Origin of the sequence: Rhizobium sp. BR 314, assembly GCF_047445805.1 — a bacterium.
Classification (GTDB): Bacteria; Pseudomonadota; Alphaproteobacteria; order Rhizobiales; family Rhizobiaceae; genus Rhizobium; species Rhizobium lusitanum_B.
In genome coordinates this window covers 1-21,416 of record NZ_JARWLA010000062.1, presented here as the reverse complement: position 1 = coordinate 21,416, position 21,416 = coordinate 1, and the positions used below count along the sequence as shown (strand labels likewise).

21 protein-coding genes are annotated in these 21,416 nt (G+C 59.2%); 14 read left to right on the top strand and 7 right to left on the bottom strand.

Annotated features, from left to right (window positions below):
• Both QD461_RS34780 and QD461_RS34775 read left to right on the top strand, forming a co-directional pair.
• Positions 1–265, top strand: a 265-nt coding sequence (locus tag QD461_RS34780; protein ID WP_414091442.1) for a CDP-diacylglycerol diphosphatase, incomplete at its 5' end; no start/stop codon positions are given.
• Between the two features lie 107 nt (positions 266–372).
• Positions 373–1,773, top strand: a complete 1,401-nt coding sequence (locus QD461_RS34775; RefSeq protein ID WP_414091441.1) for a M20/M25/M40 family metallo-hydrolase — start codon at positions 373–375, stop codon at positions 1,771–1,773.
• 47 nt (positions 1,774–1,820) lie between these two features.
• Here QD461_RS34775 and QD461_RS34770 read toward each other — a convergent pair whose 3' ends face one another.
• Together QD461_RS34770 and QD461_RS34765 are read right to left on the bottom strand one after the other, a co-directional pair.
• Entirely contained in the window at positions 1,821–2,600 is a 780-nt protein-coding gene (locus QD461_RS34770) for a hypothetical protein (protein WP_414091440.1), read from the bottom strand.
• A 25-nt stretch (positions 2,601–2,625) separates the two neighbouring features.
• The gene (locus tag QD461_RS34765; protein ID WP_414091439.1) at positions 2,626–2,895 is read right to left on the bottom strand and encodes a hypothetical protein; all 270 of its coding nucleotides are present in this window, start codon (positions 2,893–2,895) and stop codon (positions 2,626–2,628) included.
• Between the two features lie 248 nt (positions 2,896–3,143).
• On the opposite strand from QD461_RS34765, the gene QD461_RS34760 reads away from it, so the two are divergent.
• The 3 genes from QD461_RS34760 (at position 3,144) to QD461_RS34750 (ending at position 6,070) form a co-directional block, all read left to right on the top strand.
• A complete protein-coding gene (locus QD461_RS34760; protein WP_414091438.1) occupies positions 3,144–3,821 on the top strand; it encodes a winged helix-turn-helix domain-containing protein in 678 nt (225 codons plus the stop codon).
• A complete protein-coding gene (locus QD461_RS34755; RefSeq protein WP_414091437.1) occupies positions 3,808–5,175 on the top strand; it encodes an ATP-binding protein in 1,368 nt (455 codons plus the stop codon). The genes QD461_RS34760 and QD461_RS34755 overlap by 14 nt, the downstream gene beginning before the upstream one ends.
• Before the next feature lie 244 nt (positions 5,176–5,419).
• A complete protein-coding gene (locus QD461_RS34750; RefSeq protein ID WP_414091436.1) occupies positions 5,420–6,070 on the top strand; it encodes a hypothetical protein in 651 nt (216 codons plus the stop codon).
• Positions 6,071–6,118: 48 nt separating this feature from the next.
• Here QD461_RS34750 and QD461_RS34745 read toward each other — a convergent pair whose 3' ends face one another.
• The 3 genes from QD461_RS34745 to QD461_RS34735 form a co-directional block, all read right to left on the bottom strand.
• Positions 6,119–7,306 (bottom strand): arabinose transporter, encoded by a 1,188-nt coding sequence (locus QD461_RS34745; RefSeq protein WP_414091435.1) that lies wholly within the window; start codon positions 7,304–7,306, stop codon positions 6,119–6,121.
• A gap of 233 nt (positions 7,307–7,539) precedes the next feature.
• Positions 7,540–8,169 carry a ParB-like protein gene (locus QD461_RS34740; protein ID WP_414091434.1) on the bottom strand — a complete coding sequence of 210 codons (630 nt, stop codon included), beginning with the start codon at positions 8,167–8,169 and terminating at the stop codon, positions 7,540–7,542.
• Positions 8,170–8,688: 519 nt separating this feature from the next.
• Positions 8,689–9,351: a phosphatase PAP2 family protein gene (locus QD461_RS34735; RefSeq protein WP_414091433.1), complete on the bottom strand. Its 663-nt coding sequence runs from the start codon at positions 9,349–9,351 to the stop codon at positions 8,689–8,691.
• Positions 9,352–9,658: 307 nt separating this feature from the next.
• Here QD461_RS34735 and QD461_RS34730 point away from each other — a divergent pair, with 307 nt between their 5' ends.
• Both QD461_RS34730 and QD461_RS34725 read left to right on the top strand, forming a co-directional pair.
• Positions 9,659–10,351, top strand: coding sequence for a response regulator (locus QD461_RS34730; protein ID WP_414091432.1), 693 nt, complete (start codon positions 9,659–9,661; stop codon positions 10,349–10,351).
• The gene (locus QD461_RS34725; RefSeq protein ID WP_414091431.1) at positions 10,348–11,520 is read left to right on the top strand and encodes an ATP-binding protein; all 1,173 of its coding nucleotides are present in this window, start codon (positions 10,348–10,350) and stop codon (positions 11,518–11,520) included. The genes QD461_RS34730 and QD461_RS34725 overlap by 4 nt, the downstream gene beginning before the upstream one ends.
• 149 nt (positions 11,521–11,669) lie before the next feature.
• Here the strand turns inward: QD461_RS34725 and QD461_RS34720 are convergent, their stop codons facing one another.
• Positions 11,670–12,620: a DUF535 family protein gene (locus QD461_RS34720; RefSeq protein WP_414091430.1), complete on the bottom strand. Its 951-nt coding sequence runs from the start codon at positions 12,618–12,620 to the stop codon at positions 11,670–11,672.
• Between the two features lie 288 nt (positions 12,621–12,908).
• Complete coding sequence (locus QD461_RS34715; protein WP_414091429.1) at positions 12,909–14,642, bottom strand: hypothetical protein; 1,734 nt, start codon at positions 14,640–14,642, stop codon at positions 12,909–12,911.
• A gap of 246 nt (positions 14,643–14,888) precedes the next feature.
• Here QD461_RS34715 and QD461_RS34710 point away from each other — a divergent pair, with 246 nt between their 5' ends.
• The 7 genes from QD461_RS34710 to QD461_RS34680 all read left to right on the top strand — a co-directional run.
• The gene (locus QD461_RS34710) at positions 14,889–15,872 is read left to right on the top strand and encodes a helix-turn-helix domain-containing protein (protein ID WP_414091443.1); all 984 of its coding nucleotides are present in this window, start codon (positions 14,889–14,891) and stop codon (positions 15,870–15,872) included.
• Positions 15,873–16,096: 224 nt separating this feature from the next.
• Positions 16,097–17,176: an HD domain-containing phosphohydrolase gene (locus tag QD461_RS34705; protein ID WP_414091428.1), complete on the top strand. Its 1,080-nt coding sequence runs from the start codon at positions 16,097–16,099 to the stop codon at positions 17,174–17,176.
• Positions 17,173–17,499: an STAS domain-containing protein gene (locus QD461_RS34700; protein ID WP_414091427.1), complete on the top strand. Its 327-nt coding sequence runs from the start codon at positions 17,173–17,175 to the stop codon at positions 17,497–17,499. Before QD461_RS34705 ends, QD461_RS34700 begins: the two co-directional genes overlap by 4 nt.
• Entirely contained in the window at positions 17,496–17,864 is a 369-nt protein-coding gene (locus QD461_RS34695) for a response regulator (RefSeq protein ID WP_184703433.1), read from the top strand. The genes QD461_RS34700 and QD461_RS34695 overlap by 4 nt, the downstream gene beginning before the upstream one ends.
• Positions 17,861–19,885 carry a chemotaxis protein CheA gene (locus QD461_RS34690; RefSeq protein ID WP_414091426.1) on the top strand — a complete coding sequence of 675 codons (2,025 nt, stop codon included), beginning with the start codon at positions 17,861–17,863 and terminating at the stop codon, positions 19,883–19,885. The genes QD461_RS34695 and QD461_RS34690 overlap by 4 nt, the downstream gene beginning before the upstream one ends.
• Positions 19,882–20,394: a chemotaxis protein CheW gene (locus tag QD461_RS34685; protein WP_414091425.1), complete on the top strand. Its 513-nt coding sequence runs from the start codon at positions 19,882–19,884 to the stop codon at positions 20,392–20,394. Before QD461_RS34690 ends, QD461_RS34685 begins: the two co-directional genes overlap by 4 nt.
• A 25-nt stretch (positions 20,395–20,419) precedes the next feature.
• Positions 20,420–21,416 (top strand): methyl-accepting chemotaxis protein (locus tag QD461_RS34680; RefSeq protein WP_414091424.1); only part of this gene is annotated, 997 nt, incomplete at its 3' end.

Genomic DNA, 21,416 nt, shown 5'->3' with positions numbered 1-21,416 from the left:
GGATTGGACGCCCCTTCCCGATACCATCGCCGGACATCAGTTCACGGCGCTGCGGGTCAAGGGCGAGACATTGGGCGATTTCAATCCGTTCCTGGCGCTCGCAAAGACATTGAAGGATCCCGCCAAGGAAATGGGTGACCATAACCTCGTCGTTGTCGGCGCCGATTTTGCCGATGGCCCGGGCTTTATCGTGCTCACGGACGTCGCCCGGCCCGGGATGGGCGGCGAGGACGTGCAGGATCACAGCTGCACAATCAGCCATTGATTCCGATTGCGGGCGTTCACTCTAAACATTTGAAATGGAGGTCGTTTCCTTGCATGATCCGCTGCCTACTCCTGACAGGAAGCGAAATATAAAACGGGAAACGACCGATGCCGAAGCCTGCGACCGATCAGATCAACGCCGTTCTGGCTCATGTCGACCGCACCATCGACGAAAGCCTGGGGCGGCTGTTCGAGCTTATTCGCATTCCCAGTATTTCAACGGACCCTGCCTATGGCGATCATTGTCGCCGGGCCGCAGAATGGCTTTCCGTGGAGCTGGCCGCCATCGGTTTCGACGCCTCGGTGCGTGACACGACCGGCCATCCGATGGTCGTCGGCCATGATAAGGCGGCGTCGGGAGCGCACGTGCTATTCTATGGTCACTACGATGTGCAGCCCGTCGATCCGCTGGCTCTTTGGAATACCGATCCCTTCGAACCGACATTGCAGCCGCTGGAAAACGGCGACACCGCTATCGTTGCCCGCGGCGCATCTGATGACAAAGGGCAGCTACTGACCTTCGTGGAGGCCTGCCGCGCCTGGAAGGCGGTGACGGGCAGCCTGCCAATCCAGGTCAGCATGCTGTTCGAGGGCGAGGAAGAGGCGAGCAGCCCGAGCCTTGCTCCCTTTCTCGACAAGACGGCGGCAGAACTGGAGGCGGATACGGTTCTCGTCTGCGATACCGACATGTGGGATCGCGATACGCCGGCCGTCACCACCATGCTGCGCGGCATGGTCGGCCAGGAGATCGAAATCCGCTGTGCCAATCGCGACCTGCATTCCGGCATGTTCGGCAATGCCGCCCGCAATCCGCTGCAAGTCCTTGCCGATATCGTTTCCAGCCTTCGCACGCCGGACGGCGGTGTCGCCATTGCCGGTTTCTATGACGGCACGCGCGAGCTGCCTGAGGCGGTGCGCCGGCAATGGCAGGCGCTGCCCTTCGATGAGGACGGTTTCCTGCGCGACGTCGGCCTCAGCATTCCTGCGGGTGAGAAGGATCGCTCTATCCTTGAACAAATCTGGGCGCGCCCGACCTGCGAAATCAATGGAATGAGCGGCGGCTATGCAGGCACAGGTTTTAAAACGGTCATCCCGGCCAAGGCGAGCGCCAAAATTTCCTTCCGCCTGGTCGAGGGCCAGGACCCGATCGCCATCCGCGACGCCTTTCAGGCCCATGTGCGTGCTCGCATCCCGGCTGACTGCTCGGTCAGCTTCAAGGATCACGGCCTGTCACCGGCAACGACAATGCCACTCGACAGCCCATTTCTGCGCAAGACATTGGAAGCCTTGACGACCGAGTGGCAACGCGAGGCGGCGCTGGCCGGAACCGGCGGGTCGATCCCGATCATCGGAGAGTTCAAGCGCCGTCTCGGCTGCGATGCACTTTTGGTCGGCTTTGCCCGCTTCGACAACCGCGTCCACAGTCCGAATGAAAAATACGACCTGTCGAGCTTTCAAAAGGGAATTCGGTCCTGGGTGCGCATTCTTGCGGCATTCGGCGATATATGATGCGACTCCGTGAGATCGGGATGGATACCCACCTCACGGAAAATCGCCTAGCCTTCGATCGACGTTTCCGGCTGATAGTTGGCCGTCATGTAGATGACGGTCGCCGCGATGGCGATCAGGAACAGGCAGCTTGTGTAGATGGTACCGAAGCCGAGGCCACCATATTCCGCGGGTTGCGAGAGGAAGTCGCCGAATGAGGCGCCGAGCGGCCGTGTGAAAATATAGGCCACCCAGAATGCCAGGATGGCATTGAGCCTGAAGCCGAAATAGGCGATCGCGACCGCGATGATCACACCGGCAAAGAGCAGGCCGGTCGTGATGTAGCCGAAGCCGAATTGTTCCGCGATCAGATCGCCAACCGCCGTCCCGAGCGCGAAGGTGAAGAGAATGGCCAGCCAATAGAATTGCTCGCGCCTGGCCGTGTAAATCGAATGAATGGACAAAGTCCCTTCCATCTTCCACCAGACGAAGAAGGTAAGGGCTAGCGCAATACTGAAGCCAACGGTCGAGGCCGCCAGCGGTACGCCGAGATTGTCCGAGAGATTATCGGTCAGCAGCGTTCCGACAACACTGATCATCACCACTGCGATCCAATAGGCCCAAGGGACATAGCGCTCCTGCAGGAGCTGGACGGCGAGCACGCCGACCAGAACCACGGCCATGATGAGGGAGGTCAGCGTAAGGCCAAGCCCGACGTTGACGGCGAGATAATCCGCCGCGGTTTCACCCATCGTCACCGCCAACAGCTTGATCAGCCAGAAATCGATCGTGACTCGCGGAACCCTGTTCAGGCGTGGCTCCGCGCTTGCTAGAAATTGCTGGGTCATGTTGCATGTACCTCGCTGACTAGGATCACTTTTTCATCAGCTTCATGGCGTCGTCGAGGAAACCGTCGGCGCGCCTGTCATCGTCGGCATTACAGCGTTCGACTGCCTTTGCCTCCAGCGCATCGACCTTCGCCTTGTCGTCGGCGCTGAGCTTAGCCGCCACTTTTGCGGCGCGCATTTCTTTGAGGACATCTTCGCAAGGGCGAGGTGCTGCAGCGTGAGCGGCGATGGGCAGCGTCACAAGGGCGAGGAGGGCGGCAAGGCTGGCACGTCGAGCGGTTTTAAAAGTGTTCATGGGAATGGCTCCTGTTCGAAACTTACAGTCTCAGTTTGATCAACGGACCGCATTCGCTGCGATGCCGACACCATCCCTTCTAAAGAGCAGCTCATACATGGCCTTTGCCGGGACCATACTGTTTCGTAAGAAATGCGGACGCGGGGCAGATGCATTTCTTACGGATCCGTAAGCACTCGTTCAGGCTGTTGACACCTTCCGAAGCCATATTCGTGCGCGTATCGCGGCCAACGGAGCACAGTCGAAACATGAAAATACTTGTCGTCGAGGACGACCGGAAGACCGCCGACTACATCTCCCGCGGCCTGAGCGAAGCGGGGCATGTAAGCGATGTGATCCGCGACGGTACGGATGCCTTGTTCCAGGCAACGCGCGAACAGTACGACGTCCTTATTGTCGATCGCATGATACCAGGGCTGGACGGCCTCTCGCTCGTAAAGGCCGCCAGAGCGGCCAAGGTTGAAACGCCGGCCATATTCCTGACGTCCATGAGCGGCGTCGATGACCGGGTCGAGGGGCTCGAAGCCGGTGGGGACGACTACCTGACCAAACCTTTTGCCTTTTCCGAACTGCTCGCACGGCTGAATGCGTTGGCCCGACGGCCGCCCGTCCAGGATCGCAAGACCGTGCTGCGGATCGCCGACCTCGAGCTCGATGTCATCAAGCGGCAAGTCAGCAGGCGCGGCACAACGATCGATCTCCAGCCCCGGGAATTCACGCTTCTGGAGGTGCTGATGCGGGCCGAAGGGCGGGTGTTGACGCGAACCATGTTGCTTGAGCGGGTCTGGGACTTCCATTTCGATCCGAAGACGAGCGTGGTGGAGACGCATATCAGCCGCTTGCGAACGAAGATCGACAAACCGTTCGGTGCCCAACTCGTCCATACGGTCCGAAACACCGGATACTGCATGCATGTACCGCGCTAGGTTGCTGCGCAGCACGCCCTTCAGGCTCGCCCTATCCTTCGGGCTCTTCTTCATCGTCGCTCTTCTGGTGGCGGGCACGATTGCTTACGGCCTGATGGAGCGCGAGCTTGCCCGGGCAATTGATCGGTCCGTGGGCGACACCTATTCCGTCGTCGCCTCAACCTATTCGTCCAACGATCTCGAAGACCTCATCGCCGCGGTCGATACCTATTCCGCGCTCAAGAGTGCGGGGGATCAGGCCTTCCTTCTCTTGAACAGGCGGGGAGAGAGGCTCGCAGGCAACATCAGAACAGCGCAAATCAAGCCGGGACTTTCGACCATGGCGGCAGCCGACCTCGGGCTGAGCGGCGAAGACCCGATCAGAGTTATGGCGGGCAGTGTCGATGGCAATCTCCTTTTTGTTGGCCAGAGCTACAGAGAGACCGACGCCATCGAACATATTGTCCTGGCAAGCTTCCTATGGGCCTCCGGCCTTATCGTGGCCGTAGCAATTGTCGGAGGAGCGCTGCTCGCCAGACGGGCGACACGGCGGCTCGAATCCATCGAGCGCACCATGATTAAGGTCTCGGGCGGCAATCTCGCCTGCCGGATTCCGGTCCGCGGCAACGGTGACGATATCGACGTCGTTTCCACCCACATGAACCAGGCACTTGGCCGGCTCTCAGGCCTTGTGGAAAGCATGCGCCAGGTGAGCGCGGATATCGCGCACGACCTGAAGACGCCGCTCAACCGCCTTAGGATGACGATCGAACAGGCTTTGCAGCAGCAAGGACAGACTGAAACCGTCGAGAGCCTACTCCTCGACGCCCGTGAGGAATGCGACAGGATCGACGCGACTTTCGGCGCGCTGCTGCGCATTTCGCAAATCGAGGCAGGCGCCGGCAAAGGCCGCTTCAAGCCTCTGGATCTGCGCGAGGCCATGAGTTCGGTGGCGGAAATCTACGAGCATGTCGCCGAGGACAACGCTCAAAAACTGGAACTGAACCTACAGGCACCGGCGCCAGCCGCCATCCAAGGCGACCACGAGCTTTTGACTCAGCTCTTCGTCAACCTGATCGAGAATGCGATCACCCATTGCCCGGCCGGGACCAAGATGGTGATGACGCTCGCAGCGACGGAGCAATCCTATCTCGCTTGCATCTCGGACAACGGGCCGGGAATCCCGGAGCAGGAACGCGAGCTGGTCTTCAGACGCCTCTACCGACTTGACAAGAGCCGTACGACGCCCGGCAACGGCTTGGGATTGAGCCTGGTCAAGGCGATAGCAGATCTGCACTCGGCGGCAATTACGCTGGAAGACGGCGGGCCTGGGCTCCGGATCTGCCTGTCTTTTCCAAAAACTGGAAATCAATAGCCGTCGTCGTCCCATTTGGCCGCCCGGCTGCGAGACGTCAGGTTGCAGCCGGATGATAGTCGCGCATAAAATAACCGAATATCAATGGCTTAACGTGACGCGGAGCGCTTCGCTCCGGACTGAGAACAATCGCCCAGACAAATACAACGCAGGGTCTAGAACGCTAGCTTCGTGCAAGCCAGAGAAGCTACCACCGTGAGCCAGACGTACACTGGTAGCCATCAGCACGGGCTAGGAGATCGGCATGGTGAACAATATCAATTCGCTGCGGCTTCAGAATACGCAGCTGGCGCTGCGGACACTGCGTGTCGGAAACGCGACGGACGAAGACACGTCGCGAACATCGCGGGCTTCGAGCCTGCTTACGGGCGGTTCGAGCGGCTCGTCCCGCGCAAACAGCAAGCTCAGCGTCCTTCTCGAAGGCCTTTCGCGGAACAACGGCACGACGAAAGCCGCCGTACAGCCGGCCACACCCAAAGTCGTCAACGACGTTACCTCGACCGACTTCATGAAGGCGCTTACGGCAAAGTTGAAAGCTTCCGTCAACGACCCCGTCAACGGCAAACAGGCGCAGGCGATGCTGACGGCCATCAAGAACGGAACGCTTTCCGTATCCGACCCGACCAAGGGTGTTACGACCCATGCCTGGAATCCTGACGACAAGACCAGCAAGGCCGGAAAAACCGAAAAGATCGCGCAGACCAACTGGAATGACTTCCTGAAGGACCATCTGAAGCGTGGCGACGGTGGCAGCGGCCTGACCAGGACGAGCGACGGAAGCTATATCGATAAGCCATCCGGACAGTACGCCTTCTTCGGCAACCTCAACGGCAAATACTATTATGTCACCTGGCCAGCGGAAGTCACGGCGAGTGGAAAACCGGCATCCGCGTAAAACGAAACACAATGATCCCCGACCAAACGGCGGGGATCATGCTTTCGATCAGTTGAATGCTGTTGCGCGTGTCCGAAGAAGCGAAAGGGCGATCAACAGGCCGACAGCTGCGGAAGCCATGCCGATCAGGAACACGCTATTATAACCCGCCCGGTCGGCAAGCAATCCGGCCAGTGGCCCCGTCAACCCGTAGGCAAGATCCTGAAATGCCGAAAAGCCGCCCAGCGCCGTGCCGCGCAGATGCGGTTCGACCAGACGCACCACTTCGCGACCCATGGCGGGAAAGATCATCGAGCACCCCAGACCCGTCAAAAACGCGCCGACCAGAGCAAGACCCGGATCGCTCGCATTCCATATCAGGAACTGCCCCACGGTTTCGATGGCGAGCGATCCGGCGGCGACGGGAAGACCTCCGATTCGATCGGGAAGATGGCCGAAGAGCAGGCGCACCAGTACGAAGCCGCCGCCGAAGGCCGTCAAACCCATACCGGCATAGTTCCAGCCGCGATCGAGGAAATAGAGGGTAAAAAAGGCGCCGATTGCCGCGAAGCCTATGCCTTGTAGGCAGACGATGAACCCGTGCTGCCAAACTCTGCGGACAACGCTCCAGAACGGCGGGCGATTAGCACCTGGATGAGCTGTGACGGCCGGAAGCCGCCAGATCGCCAACAGGCCGAGGCACGGCAGGACGGCGCCGATCGCCATGGCGCCGGCAAAGCCAAATCGGTCGAGCAGCGCAAGCCCTATGGGGCCTCCAACGGCTAGGGCGCCGTAGATCGCCGCACCGACCAAAGCTAGAACCTTCCCGGATCGCGCCGGCCCCACCAGCCCGATCCCCCAGGCGATCACCCCAACGGCGACCAGGCTTTCACCAAGCCCAATCAGCAGGCGCCCACCAATGAGCAGCGCATAGGAGGTCCAGGGCGCTTGAGCCAAGAGGCCAGCCCCCAACGAGGCAAGCGCGCCTGCGACGTAAAAGGTGAGCCCGCGCGCAACCGCGCTCTTCTGGCCACGATGATCCGACAGACCGCCGGCATAGCCGCGCGTGAGGATGGTCGCAAGGAAAGCGATGCCGACGGCGAGCCCGGCCCAGGAGTTGCCGAGCCCGAGCTGGCTCGTTACGTAGATCGGCACAACGGGAAGCGACATGCCGACGCAAAGATAGGAAATGAACAGAATGGCGCTCAGCAGCAGAAGGCGGCCGCGCGCCGGGTCACTTGTCGATTGGAAAGCCATGACAATCTCCAGGCTTTCCTCGATCGGCGGAGGCACAAAAAAACGCACTCCGACCGGCGAGGATCGTTGAGTGCGTTGCTTGACGTCAAACGCTTACGGCCAGATGGACTGACTGACGTTCCAATATGCGCTCGGCGAATGGCTGTCAACACAGTAGCGACCGTAGCCGGGCCAGTTCATCGGCAAGGCGTCGTGCCCGCGTACCCTCCCAGGTCGCCGCTTTTGAACGGAAACTACTCGGCAACCGGGCCGCACCAGCCGGGCAGATAATCCGCATCCCGGCCCTTGGCAAATTCGAGTGCCTTTGCCAGTGCGGCCTCGAAATCCCGATCCAGCTCCTTGCGTTTGACGCGACGGCGCAGAAAATCCGCCCAGAGAAACTCGCTGAATGGAGTCGTATCCTTGGCGTAGCCGCCGACATGGCGCAATTCACCCGCAAGCGACCGATAGGGATCGTCGATCAGGTCCTCGATACTTTTTGGAATGTCCTCGTAACTGCGCCGCTTCCCCTCCGCGTCGAAGGGATGCATCCAATCGTGACAATCCATGACGAACCAGAAGGATTCACGATCAAGCCGGGAGAGATCCGCGACCGTCGTCACCAGCACATCCTTCACGCCCTCCTCGTGGAGCGCCAGGGACAGATGATGATGGTCGATGACATAGTAGCGCCCGCGCGGACCGCGTATGGCCGGGATCATGTGATTTCCGAGGAATTCGCCAGCCTTGTCGCCCGCGGCTTCTGCTTTCGCTCGCCACGCCTTTCGTTTGGCCCTGACCTCGCGCATACCGACGGTGATCTGGGTAGGCCTTAACTCCTCGATCGGGACGGGTTTCAGGATCGGTTCGCGCAAGGTAACCATTTGAAGACGCTCCATTTAGGAAATGTCGCGGCAGACTAACACAATGGCCTGAGCCGGCAAGCGCGCCCGCAGGTATTATTTTAGTTGGGATATATATTGCCACCGTCGGAAGGATTTCCACCAGCGCATTGGCCAGGCGTCGGCCCTCAGCAACTGCCTAGGTGGTGGTTGTGCCGCGCACGAGCTTGAACTGCGAACGCCGGTAAAAAACCAACATCTCCCGCTCGAAACTCTCCATCGCAAACGTGATCCAGGGCTCATAGGGGCTCTTGCACGCGCGCACTCGATATCGGCCATCTATGCCGACGAAACCGCGTAGTGCCCAATCCACCAACCTCACCCGAACCCCTTTGCCCAAAGCCCCTCTATCGTCCACTGCACAGTCGCACGCCCGGCGACCCACGGGAGATAGGAAACTCCCAATCAAAGGAAAGGTGAAGAAACGTTGTGTTAAGATCTGTAACACGCGTTCGATCGGCGCTCCAACTCCTCGGGGAGACACGCTGCGACCAAACGGATCTACCGAGACGCGAGGCGCACGAAGAAGCGATCGATCGTCCGCGAATTTACGTCGACCCAGCGCCAGATCCAGGCCATGAGGAACACCGTGAGAAGCCAACCAAGCATCACATCCGACAGGAAATGCGCACCGAATATGACCCGGTTGAACGCGACGAACATCATACACGGCGTCACAACCACCGACGCGCCCCACCTGTATTTCTCGGGTAAAAACACCAGCAGCGACAATGCCGCCGCGGCGACGGCCGCCTCGCCGGAAGGGAAAGAGCAATTGCGGCTGCATGCTGCGGAAAACTGCCATACGGGGGTAAAATCCGCGTTGCCGCCGAACTCCATGATGTCGCGCGGACGCACGCGCCCGATCATGACTTTCAGGAACTGCACCACTGCGAATGGCCCGGCAGCAAAGCTCAGGAGCACGAACAGGGGCTTATGCGGGGCGCAAAATCGCAACCGCTTTGGCAGGAAAACATGCATCGCGATGATCAGCGCCATGACGGTAAGGATGTAGGGTTGGCTCTGGCGGCTGACATCCCTTACAGCCTTCAGGAAAGGGTTTTCCGCCAGCCAGAACCAATGCCCTTGGACGAAGAGGCGCGCGACGGCGAGGTCTAGCTTGGGAAAGACCACGAAGATAAAGCTGGTCCAGACGATCAGCATGCCAAGGACGGCCAGACCGCCGTCCGCATTGAAGTTTGTTTCGGGTTGGCGCAGACGCGCTCCACCCGAAACGGAACTCCAAGGTTGCAATGCAAATTTCCACATGCCGTATCTCCTGAAACTGGATGACGGCAAGGTGAAACCCGATTGTCAAGAAATGGCGAAGATTGGATGAAGGCCGTGTTCAGAATCGGCCTTCGGGCGGTCGAGGAGCTGTTTGGAATTTGCAGAAGTCGGTTTTGTCCGCGATAGTGCGGCTCGGCGGCGGCAGAGCCAAAGTTAAACAAAGAAGGCGCAGGGCACTAGGGTGGACAATAGTCTCGTTCTCATCGTGGAGGATGAACCGGCAATAGCACAGATACTGGAAGGTTACTTGACGCGCGACGGCTTTCGCACCGTTCGCGCCGCCGATGGCGAGACCGCGCTCCAGCATCACGCGCTTCTGAAACCGGACATCGTGCTTCTGGACGTACGCCTGCCGAAACTGGACGGTTTCGGGGTATTGGGCCGCCTCCGTCAGATCGGCTCGACGCCGATCATCATGGTGACAGCAGTCGCAGACGACATAGATCGGCTAAGCGGCCTACGGCTCGGTGCTGACGATTACGTCGTTAAACCGTTCAATCCGCAGGAAGTCGTCGCCCGCGTCCGCGCCGTCCTGCGCCGCACGCAAGGAGATCGGGCCGAAACCATCCGCCGCTTTGGCGATCTTGAAGTCGATTTCGGCAGCTATTCCGTCTTCATCAACCAGAGCGGCAACCGCATTCCGCTGACCCTGACACTCAGCGAATTTCGAATTCTGGCTTACATGATCCGCCATCCGACCCAAGCTTTCGCGCGCGCGGACATTCTCGACGCCTGCCTGCCTGAGAGTGATGCCCTGGTGCGCACTGTCGATACGCACATCTCCAATCTCCGGCGCAAGCTGGAGGAGATGGGGCAGGAAGGCTTTTTCCCTGCAGTGCGCGGCATTGGCTATCGCTTTTCGGATCCGAGATGAAGAAACTAAGCTTCCCGTGCCTACCGCTCGCCACACTCACCGCGGTCGTTACGACCATTATGCTCCTTCTCAGCGTCGGCCTGACCTATATAGGCGTCAGCTGGTATGCTTCCTATCTGGAAGAGAGCATCACCCAGGCGCTGCCGCCGAAGGCCTCCGCCGCCTACACGATGCTGGCCGAAGGCAAGGTTCCCGACGGCGAGTCCCTGACGCTGCTTTTCGAGCACCTCAACGCCCTGACGGGACCGACAGATCTGAAGGTTCAGCTTTCCGTCTTGGTATGCGGCCTGCTCTCGGCCCTGGTCTGCGCCCTTATCGGCATCTATCTGGCACGGCGGCTCGCCAGCCCCCTCGGAGCGTTGACCTCTGCGGCCGAAGGCCTCAAATCGGGCGATTTTTCCGTGCGGGTCACAGAGCCCTATCGCAGCACGCGTGAGGTCGCGAGCCTCGTTACGACCTTCAATGCGCTGGCGACCAGCCTTGAAACCATGGAGAAGAGACTGCGCTTCAACAACATGGCGGTTGCTCACGAGTTGCGCACTCCGCTGACCATCCTGCAAGGGTCGTTGCAAAGCATGCTCGACGGGGTCTTTCCGATGGATCGGAAGATCATATCCGACCTTCTTCTCCAGGTCGAAGGCCTCGGACGAATCGTCGAAGACTTGCGCACCCTTTCGCTGGCCATCGGCCAGAAGCTCGTGATGGAGCGCCAGCGGATCGACGCATCCGATGTCGTGGGAGCCGTGCTCACGTCGGCCAAGCCAATGCTGGACGCCAGCAAACTGCAGATCGAAACGGACCTGCGACCCTCCCGCATTTCTGCAGATTCTCCCAGGATCCGTCAAGCCGTGTTGGCCCTGTTGGAAAATGCCTGCCGCTATGCGGCTGATGGCGGCTGGCTGCGATGCGAAACCGAGCAGTTGTCGGGCGAGAGCATTGTGATCCGCATTCTCGACCGTGGCCCGGGCTTTCCCGAGGATATGGATTCCGTGGCCGCCAACCCCTTCTGGCGCGGCGAAGTCTCCCGCTCACGGGCGACCGGTGGCACTGGACTTGGGCTCTCCGTCGTGCAGGCGATCGCAGTTGCCCATGGTGGCCGGCTGGAATTCGCAAACCGGCCGGAAGGCGGCGCGATGGTCGCAATCCACTTGACGGAGAACCATACCTGACAAACCGGCGTCGGATTCTTTGTTTGAAGGGATCTGGTTTTGATAGTCGGGCGGCGGAGATTTGCCCTTTGAGCAAGCCGCAGCCTCCGACGCTCATAGCCGCCGCCGACGAGGTCCAAAGGGCCGCCACATGGGGCAACCTCTGCTTCTCAATGAAAAAGTTCGCCTAGATTGAAGAACCACAGTTTGCTACGGCTACGCTTGTCCGCTCCATAGACTCTCGAATGCGGCACGCGGAAGCCGAAGGTCTCTTCCGGCTCAGCGGAACGTTCCGCCCAGAAGGCGTCGACATTGGACAGCATCATCGATTGCCGCCTGCTGCGGCGATAATGGATCGGATGCTTGGCCTGCGAAATTGCCAGGAATTGCTGCGTGCCACCTTCGACGGTCAGGCCCTGCAGAACGACCAGAAGCGCCTCTTTCGGTCGTAGACCGGAAAGGTCACGCGTCACCTCAACCATGCGCTGCTTTGCATTGCGCGGTCCCTGCATGCTGCCAACGACGAAAGTGTAGCGCCCTTCCGTCCCACTCCGGACAAACATGAAGCGCGACGTGCAGAGAACAGCCTTGTCGCGCACGCGGACAAGCTTGATGGCAAAAGCGCCTTCGTGGCGGCCGCCGGCACGATCGGCAAGCGCGATGTGACATGAATATGCTTCGGCGCGGCCCTGAACCGTACCCATATCGAGCCACTCGCCACGCCAGAGACTGATCATGCTCTCGCGGGACAATATCCGCTCAGCAATCGAAAAGTGCTCTATAAGCAGCGAGAGCCGCTTGGAACTACTCAAGCCATAGACAAGGAACTTCGAGAGCGGCTTCTGCAGCAACTCGTCATGCGGTGGCGGAAATTCTCGCGTCGCCGTAAAGGTCGAAAGAAAACGCCACCACCGGGTCGTCAAAAAAGGATTGGCGGCGAAGCGAAACCAAAAGAGAACCGTGCGCTTCCAGCGCGCCCGAAGGCCAAAGGTTAGGATCCTCGACAACAGCACGTACCGGGGCCGCGGAACGTCACTCGACTTCGGCGGCACCGTACTGCGGAGTTGAACGCTGGGTAAGGCGCCTTCCGGCGCGGTAATGATCGATGTCTTTTGATTCATGCCCAATGCCCGACGGATCTTGTTGCGCCGCACATCTGCCTTGGGATTGTCAAGGGAACGTCAAGACACCGTTAGCCTTCTATGGGGCATCTGGCAGAGAGGCATAAAACCGCAAAAACGAGGGAAAGACATGGTCTTAGCCCCGCGCTTGCGCGTCCCCGTAAAGGCTGCGCGACCTAAATCTCGTCGCGCAGACGTATTGAACCGCTTTACGATTGCGGCGCACACAAGATCAAGAACCTGGAGTGCAGGACGCGAAGCTGAGAGGTCACGACCCGCCGACGTGCTTTAGAACAGAGCGTCAGCAAACAGCTCTTCTTCACTCGCCGAAACGGGGCCGCTCTCGACAACCGGGCTTTCGGTGCCAAAGACAGCAGCATGTATCTCGCGTTCGGCGGCCATCGTGTAGGTCTGGAAAATGCGCTCGGAAATGGTCGCCAGGAATGGCTCAAGCCCGCTCTTGTCCATGATCGTTCGGCGCTCAAGACCGGCTTCTCGCGCGCACGACGCCAGCGTTTCGCCAATTCCGGCGCGAAAATCCAGGCTGCCGACGATCTCGGCGACCTGCGACGTCATATCGTCGCCGCAGCGGCGAAGCTCTTTCACATTCGCATCCATGGAAACGCCGGCTTCGGTGATATGCAACAGCGCGGCATCGATGTGCGCGCCCAGACCAGACGCGTTGTCTGGCTCGTTGGTCTGCCGCCAGCCCTTCAAGCCAGTCGCCTCCGTTTCGAGCTTGCCCAGCCCACTCAGAATCTTCTCCGCATCGTCGTCGAGCAGGGATGCGAAGGAGCGCAGCTCGCCGGCGACGACATTGATTGCGCGCCCTTCCTCTCCAAGCTTGCCGCAGCGCAAATTGGTGTTGAGGGCCATGTACTGGATATCGCGGCGCACAAGCTGAATGGTCTGGATGCTCGTCGTGAGCTCTTTGACCATTTCCGACGTCTTTTCGCTCAGCCTGTTCGCTCCGGACGCAGCGGCTTCGATGCGATCGACGACACCCCGGGCGGCGGAAAGATCGCCGCGCAGTGAGTTGATCGGGCTTCTCCCGTCTTCGCCACTCTGCGCCATCATCGTCTGATAAAGATCAAGCAATGTCCTGATATCACCGCTGAAACTGCGTATATTGTCGACGATCTTCGCAGTCTCGCGATTGAACCCTCCTGTGGTCTCGTCGAGCAGTTCGAAGATGAGGGTCATCACCAGCCCAGAAAGGCGCTCGCGATCGGCGGCCCCAAGCCCCATGGCTTCGCTGGCGAGATAGGATTCCAGAATCGAATGGGCAGCCTGACAATGCTCAACCCGCTGACGCGTGATATCGCCAATCTGCATAGCGGAAAGCGTATGGGCGACCTTGTTCTGGATTTTGCGAGCAAGGCCGGAAACGGTGTCGGCCAGATCCGATAGGTTGCGGCGTTGCACCTGGATTTCGTCGGCATTCGACACTAGGCGCGTCGCGATCGATGGGATACCGGCAAGATATTGGCCAAGCGAGCTGTCTTCGCACGCGGCGGCAGATTCGATCTGCGCCTCCAGCGAATGAATTTGCACCGACAGCGCCCTGACTTCCTTCGCCGCGAATTCTATGCGCTCCACGATCTCGCTGGCAAAACTGGAGAAATCCGGGATCCTTGCGCCTGCAATTTTTGCCGTCGCCGCAAAGGTACGCAGATAGCGCAGCGTCTCTTCCATCGACTGGACATGTTCGCCAAGCGACCGGCCGGCCTGGCCGATTGTTGCGACACATTCCTGGCGACGAGCCTCGGCCGGCGGCAGCTTGTGCAACAGCTCGACGGTCTGAAGCAGACGGCCCGTCGCTTCGGTGGCATTTTCCTCCTTCAGCGAATTGCCGATGTGCTCCAGCAAGCCGATCAGCTTGGCCAGCGCCTCCGTGACCGTGATCAGAACCGCGCCACCATCGAGAAAGCGTTGCTCGATCTGCAATCGGGCACCTTCCAGTCGATCGACGAAGCTATCCGCAGAAGTTGCAACTGTTCGGATCGCTGCTACATACGCCATACTATTTTGGACCCCACCTAAGACCGTCCCGGGAAAACTAAGGCGAACTAAAAAATACGAAGTTAACGCGAAAGGCGAAACCGGCCGTTGTCTGGATCAAATGTCCTCGATCAATCGTTGCGTAAAGCTCTAGGCAAGACCGGATCCCTATATGTATGGTCGGACGCGCATCGGCGTCCCTTTGCAGACTAAAGGCTCTACTTACGATTTTAATCGCCGTGAGCCCGCTGAAGCCGATTGAACAAGATGAATATTGCTGTCGACAAGTATGCATGGTCGTCCTGCGAGCCCACGGAGTTGCAGGAGAAACTGAGTGCTGCCGACATATCCGTCATCTTCGACAGAAAACCGGAGAACCAGCATTTTCATATCGATGTTACGGTAGCGATGATCCGGGAAATGGCGGCATGGAAGATATTCTCGGAAACAGGCTACGAAATCCAATATCTGTTTCGCCCATCCGATCGCATCGAGTTGCATTTTGTCGAGAGCGGCACATTCCACATTGAAACGGAGCATCAGGAATTCACCGCAGCGGCGGGGACAAGTTTCGTACTGCTGTCCTCAGGCCCCACAAGCCTCAAAGCGTCCCGAGACGCTCGCAAGATCGCGCTTGCCATACCGCGCATTCTTTGCCTACCGCTGATCCATCTTGGAACCGACGATCTCGATGCGTTCCTCCGGCGCTTCGACCCAACGGCCGACATAGAGGAAAACGGCGTGCGTACCATTCACCGCATGGCGGCATTGCTGCTGGAATCTGGCGACCATCCTTTTGCCGGCTCCCCACTTGGCGCTTCGCTTTTCCAGGAGGCACTGATCACCGCCTTCGTGCAAACGTGGCCGAGATCAGGACAAAGGGCGATGATCCAAACCGCCAGGCCACGCAATCTGAAGCGGGCGCTGGACTGGATACACGCGCATCTCGCAGAAGAATTCACGGTATCGGATATCGCCAGGAACGCGGGGCAGAGCGTGCGCAGTCTGCAGCTGTCGTTTCAGCAGAATGTGGGCATGAATCCACTGAACTATGTTCAGCGCCTGCGGCTCCAGCAGATCCATCAGGATCTGCTTAACGGAGATGCCGACGAGAATATCTCCGAGATCGCTGCACGCTGGGGCTTCAGCCATATGGGATATTTTGCCGCCCGCTATCGTGCTGTCTATGGCGTGTCGCCGTCGTCGACGCGGAGCAGCCGCAACCGACTGGGCACGACGGAGAATATCTAATATCAGAAAAACGCAATTCTATCATTATATCGCAGTTAATTTCAGAATAGACCACAAGTTGAAGGTGGATTTAATACACCGTTAGCCATTTAACGATTTCGTTACTCCAGCCAAGACTCACAATCATTGTGACGCGGCCCTTTCGTTCGAAAGGTCTCCAAACATCCAAACCGACAATCGTGAGTGGAGCCGCCTATGAGCCGCGGACGCTCCGCGGGGTAATTATGCGCGTCTTCGTCATCGATGACAGTCCTTCTGTTGTGGCCACCCTTCGCCGAGCCGTCGAAGCCATCAGCGGCAGCAAGGTCCTGTCATTCCTGCATCCCGCCGAAGCTCTCGATCGGCTTGAGGATCAGGCGCCGGATCTCATTCTCGTCGACTATATGATGCCCGACATGACGGGCATCGAAGTCATCTCCCGCATGCGTAAGAATCCGCTTACAGCCCATATTCCCGCCATCATGATCACCTCCCGCAAGGAGACCGATATCAAGATGGCCGCGATGGAGGCGGGCGCCACCGAATTTCTGAACAAGCCGATCGATGAGGCAGAGCTGACGATCCGTGTGCGCAATATTCTCAACATTGGAGAGGAGCGGTTGGCGCTTGCGAACAAGGCCGCCGCGCTGCAGCGCGATTTCAATGCTGCAATACAGCGGATCGAACGGCATGAAGAAGAGATCATCTGGCGCCTCTCCAAGGCGATCGCCTGCCGCCATGGCGAGACGGCAGACCATCTCGACCGGGTTGCGATCATTGCGCGCATGATTGCCGAGGAGATCGGGCTGGACGAAGGCCACTGCCGCACGATCTTTCTCGCCAGCGCCTTGCATGATGTCGGCAAGATCGGGTTGCCGGACGCCATTCTCTCGAAGCCCGGTCCACTGACTGCCGAGGAACGCAGGCAGATGCAACGGCACACGGATTTCGGCGCGGAAATATTGAGCGAGAGCTCCAGCGAACTGATCCAGGTCGCCGGCAGGATCGCCGAAAGCCACCACGAAAAATGGGATGGCACCGGATATCCGATGGGCATTGCCGGAGCATCGATACCGATCGAAGCGCGCGTGGTCGCCATAGCCGATGTCGTCGATGCCCTATGCTCCAAGCGCTCCTACAAGTCGGCCTGGCCGATCGCCGACGCATTTCGGGAGATCGTCAACAGCAGCGGCACGCATTTCGATCCCAGCTGCGTGGCGGCCTTCTGCCGGCGCTGGATCGACATCAAAAGTCTCTTCGAAAACGCGCACGACGACTCCACAACCATTGTTTCCTCACTTCAGCTATCTCGAGGTTCGGCATGAGCGGACAAGCGGAAATCCTGCACCTTCATGGACCTCTGACCATCAAGACCATCGCAAATGTGCGAGACATCATTCAGGTTTACCTTCAGGAGGCGGCCGCACTTCGGCGCTCCCTGGTCATCGATATCGATGGGAATGAGGATATCGACATTACCCTCCCGCAGTTGCTCCTGTCCGCACGGCAAACGGCCGAGCAGACAGGCGTGACCTTTGCATTGAACAAGCCCGCAGACGGCAATTTTCTGACCGTCCTGCAGCGAGCAGGTCTCCTCAGCAGGGATCAGCAAGAAGATAGCTTCTGGCTAGAAGGAAAAGCAGCATGAGCGCAAATATTCTCACCGTCGACGATTCCGCCAGCATTCGGCTGACCACGCGCATTGCGCTTACCAACGCTGGATATACGGTCACTGAAGCTGTCGACGGCGCCGATGGCCTCAACAAGATGAAGGGCGGCAACTTCGACCTGATCGTCACCGATCTCAACATGCCGAACATGGACGGGCTGGCGATGATCCGCGGCCTGCGCCAATTGCCGGCCTATATGGGGACGCCGGTCATCTTCCTGACCACGGAGTCGGACGGCGATCTGAAGCAGCAGGCAAAGGCCGCGGGCGCGACGGGATGGCTGACGAAGCCCTTCGACCCTGAAAACCTCATCAAGATCGTGCGCAAGGTTTTGGGCAGATGAACGAACTCGATCCGATCGCCGTTTTCAGGACGGAGGCCGCCGAGCAGCTCGAACTGATCGAGGCGGGCCTCCTCGATCTGATGCGCGATCTGAGCGACAGAGCTCAGATTGATGCGGTGTTCAGGGGGCTGCACACCCTCAAGGGATCCGGCTCCATGTTCGGGTTCGATCAATTGGCCGCTTTCACCCATCATTGCGAAACCGCCTTCGACCGGGTCCGCAAGGGCGAAGCGCCCGCTACGAAAGAGCTGGTCGGCGCCGTTCTCGACGCGCAGGGCCATATGCAGGCGCTGCTCGAAAACCCAAATGGCGACCACGAGGCCATGAGTTCGGTTCTGCTGGATAAGCTGCGGCTTGCGGTCGGCGCGAATAGTGTAACAGCCGTGCCTGTTGCTGCACCGATAGCCGCCACCTCCGGCAATTCCAGCTCAAGCGCCGGCAACTCAAAGACATGGTACCTGAAGTTCAGCCTGCCGGCCAACTCCATGGCCAACGGCACCAATCCGCTCGGTCTTCTCGACGAACTTCACGATCTCGGCGAGTGCCGTATCAAAGCCGATATCGATGCTGTCCCCCCGCTTCCGGATCTCGATCCACGCGACCTCCATATCGGCTGGACAGTCCATCTGACGACGGAAAAGTCTCGATCCGACATCGAGGATGTTTTCATTTTCGTCATGGACGACATGACGATGGAGCTTCGCGAAATTCAGGCCGACCAACAACAAGCCCCTGCACCCATCGTCGCGATCCCGCCGGCAAGCGTTGCAGAAGCACCGTCAAAAGCACCCGCCCAGCAGTCAGACGCGGCTAAGGCCCAGCCCACGGATGCCAAATCGCAGAAGCAGGTCGACAATGTCCGCATTCCGGCGCTCCGCCTCGACGAGATGATGGACCGGGTCGGGGAACTGGTCATTGCCCAGTCGCGGCTGAGCCAGATGGCGAATTCGGCTGCCGATCTCGGCCTGCGCTCGGTCTCGGAAGAAATCGAACGGCTCGCCGGCGAACTGCGGGACACGATGATGGTCCTGCGCATGATGCCGGTCGCCAGCCTCTTCAGCCGCTTCCGCCGACTGGTCCATGATCTCGCCCGTGAGACCGGCAAAGATATCGAGCTCATCACCGAGGGCGAAAGCACCGAAGTCGACAAGACGGTTATCGACCGGCTCGCCGATCCCCTCGTTCATCTCGTGCGCAATTCCATCGATCATGGCCTGGAAAGCCCGAACGATCGCATCGCAGCCGGAAAGCCATCTGTCGGACGCGTTATTCTCTCCGCCCATCAAACAGGCAGCGAAGTGATCATCTCCATCAAGGATGACGGACGTGGCATCGACAGGCAGCGAGTGCGCGCTAAGGCGGAAGCGAACGGCCTGATCCAGCCAGGCGCCCAGCTAACGGACAAGGAACTGCTACAGCTCATTTTCCAGCCCGGCTTCTCAACCGCCGAGAAAGTCACTAACCTTTCGGGCCGCGGCGTCGGCATGGATGTGGTGAAGAAGACCATCGAGACACTTCGTGGATCGATCGACATCGCAAGCGATTTCGGCAAGGGCTCCGACATTGCGCTGCGCATTCCATTGACGCTTGCCATCATCGACGGACTTCTGGTGCGGGTCGGCAATGGCCGTTATGTGATCCCGCTTGCGGCGGTCGAGGAATGCCTGGAGCTTTCGGTCGAGCAGGATCTGCGCTCCCGCGGCCGCAGCTTCATCTCGCTGCGCGACGACTTGGTTCCTTTCCTGAGGCTGCGCGAGCTGTTCCGCACCGGCACGGAGCCGGACCCCTATCAGAAGGTCGTGGTGATCTCGACCGGCAGCCAACGGGTCGGCCTCGTCGTCGATCAGATCATCGGCGACCACCAGACGGTCATCAAATCAATGTCGAAGCTGCATGATCACGTCTCGACCTTCTCAGGCGCTACCATTCTCGGCGACGGCAACGTGGCCCTGATCCTCGATGTCGTGCACCTGATCGCCGCCGGACAACATCAGGAGGCGCAATTGCGAGCTGCAGGATGACGGAAACAGACGTGAAATACGACTATCGCGCCATCTGGAAGGACGCGGAAGAGCTCTCCGTTCTGACATTCAGCCTCAATGGCGAGACCTTCGCCATCGAGGCCGTCATCGTTCAGGAAATCCTGGATCTACTGCCTGAAACCAATGTTCCCGGCAGCCTGCCTTTTGTCGGCAGCGTCATCAATTTCCGCGGCAAGGTCATTCCGCTTGCCGACATCCGCATTGCCTTCGGCATGGAACCGGGCAATGTGACGATCGACAGCCGCATCGTCGTGACCGCACTGGAGCTCGATGGCGAGACGACGCTGATCGGCATTCGAACGGACAAGGTCTACGAGGTCACGCAACTATTGCGATCGGCGAGCGAACCGCCGCCGATCGTCGGCATGCGCTGGCGGCCGGACTATGTCCAAGCCCTCGTGAAACGCGGCGGCGAATTCATCATCATCCCGAACCTGCAGGCGATCTTTTCTTCGCAACGCGCAGGCGCGGTCCGAGCAACAGCATGAATCTCCAACGCAAGGGGGCTACAAGATGCGCTTTACGATAAAGCTCAAGCTGCTTCTAACATTTGCTGTCGTGATCGCCATGCTTCTTGGCACAGCTATCTACAGCGTCACCACACTCGGCCAGGTCAACGACAATTGGTCCGAGACATTGACGGGACCAGCCGAAAGGTTGCGCCTTGCTCAGAACCTCGATATCGCCGTCCTGCAACAGCTGCGGCAGCAAAAGAACATGCTGCTTACGACATCGGTGGACGAAACCAAGGGCTACATCGCAAAGAGTGACGCGGCACGAGCCGACTTCGACGCCGATCTCGCGAAGATCCTCGCCAATGCCACCGATCAGGACATGACCTATTGGTCGCAGATCAAGGATCTCTCAGTGAATTGGCGCACTGCTGATGATCGTATTCGCAGCATGATGTTGGCAGGCAACAGCGCTGGTGCGCTCCAGATCTCATCGACCGAAGCGCGCGAAACAAGCACCAAGATCGACAAAGTGCTGGCACAGGTATTCGAAGCCGAGCGCGGGCGTTTGAAGCAGGCAGATGAGGACGCAGCCAATGCCTACACGCATGCGCGCTCTATTCTGATCATCATCGCTTCGGTAGCGTCGATCCTCGCTCTCGTCTCAGCCATCTGGATCATTATCTCGATCAACAAGGGCATTAACCGCGCCGTCAAGACCGTTCAAACGGTCGCAGAAGGCGATCTGACGGAATTTGCTGCAATCACCACCCGGGATGAAATCGGCGATCTGCTTGGCCACGTCAATTCGATGATCGAGCGGCTTCGCGGCGTTGTTGCGGATGCATTGTCGGCGTCGGACAATGTCTCCTCCGGTAGCCAGCAACTGTCGGCCGGCTCCGAGCAGCTCTCGCAGGGCGCCACCGAACAGGCCTCCTCAGCCGAAGAGGCCTCCGCCTCGATGGAAGAGATGGCCGCCAATATCAAGCAGAATGCCGATAACGCCGCTCAGACGGAAAAGATCGCTCGTCAATCCGCCAAGGATGCCGAGATCCAGC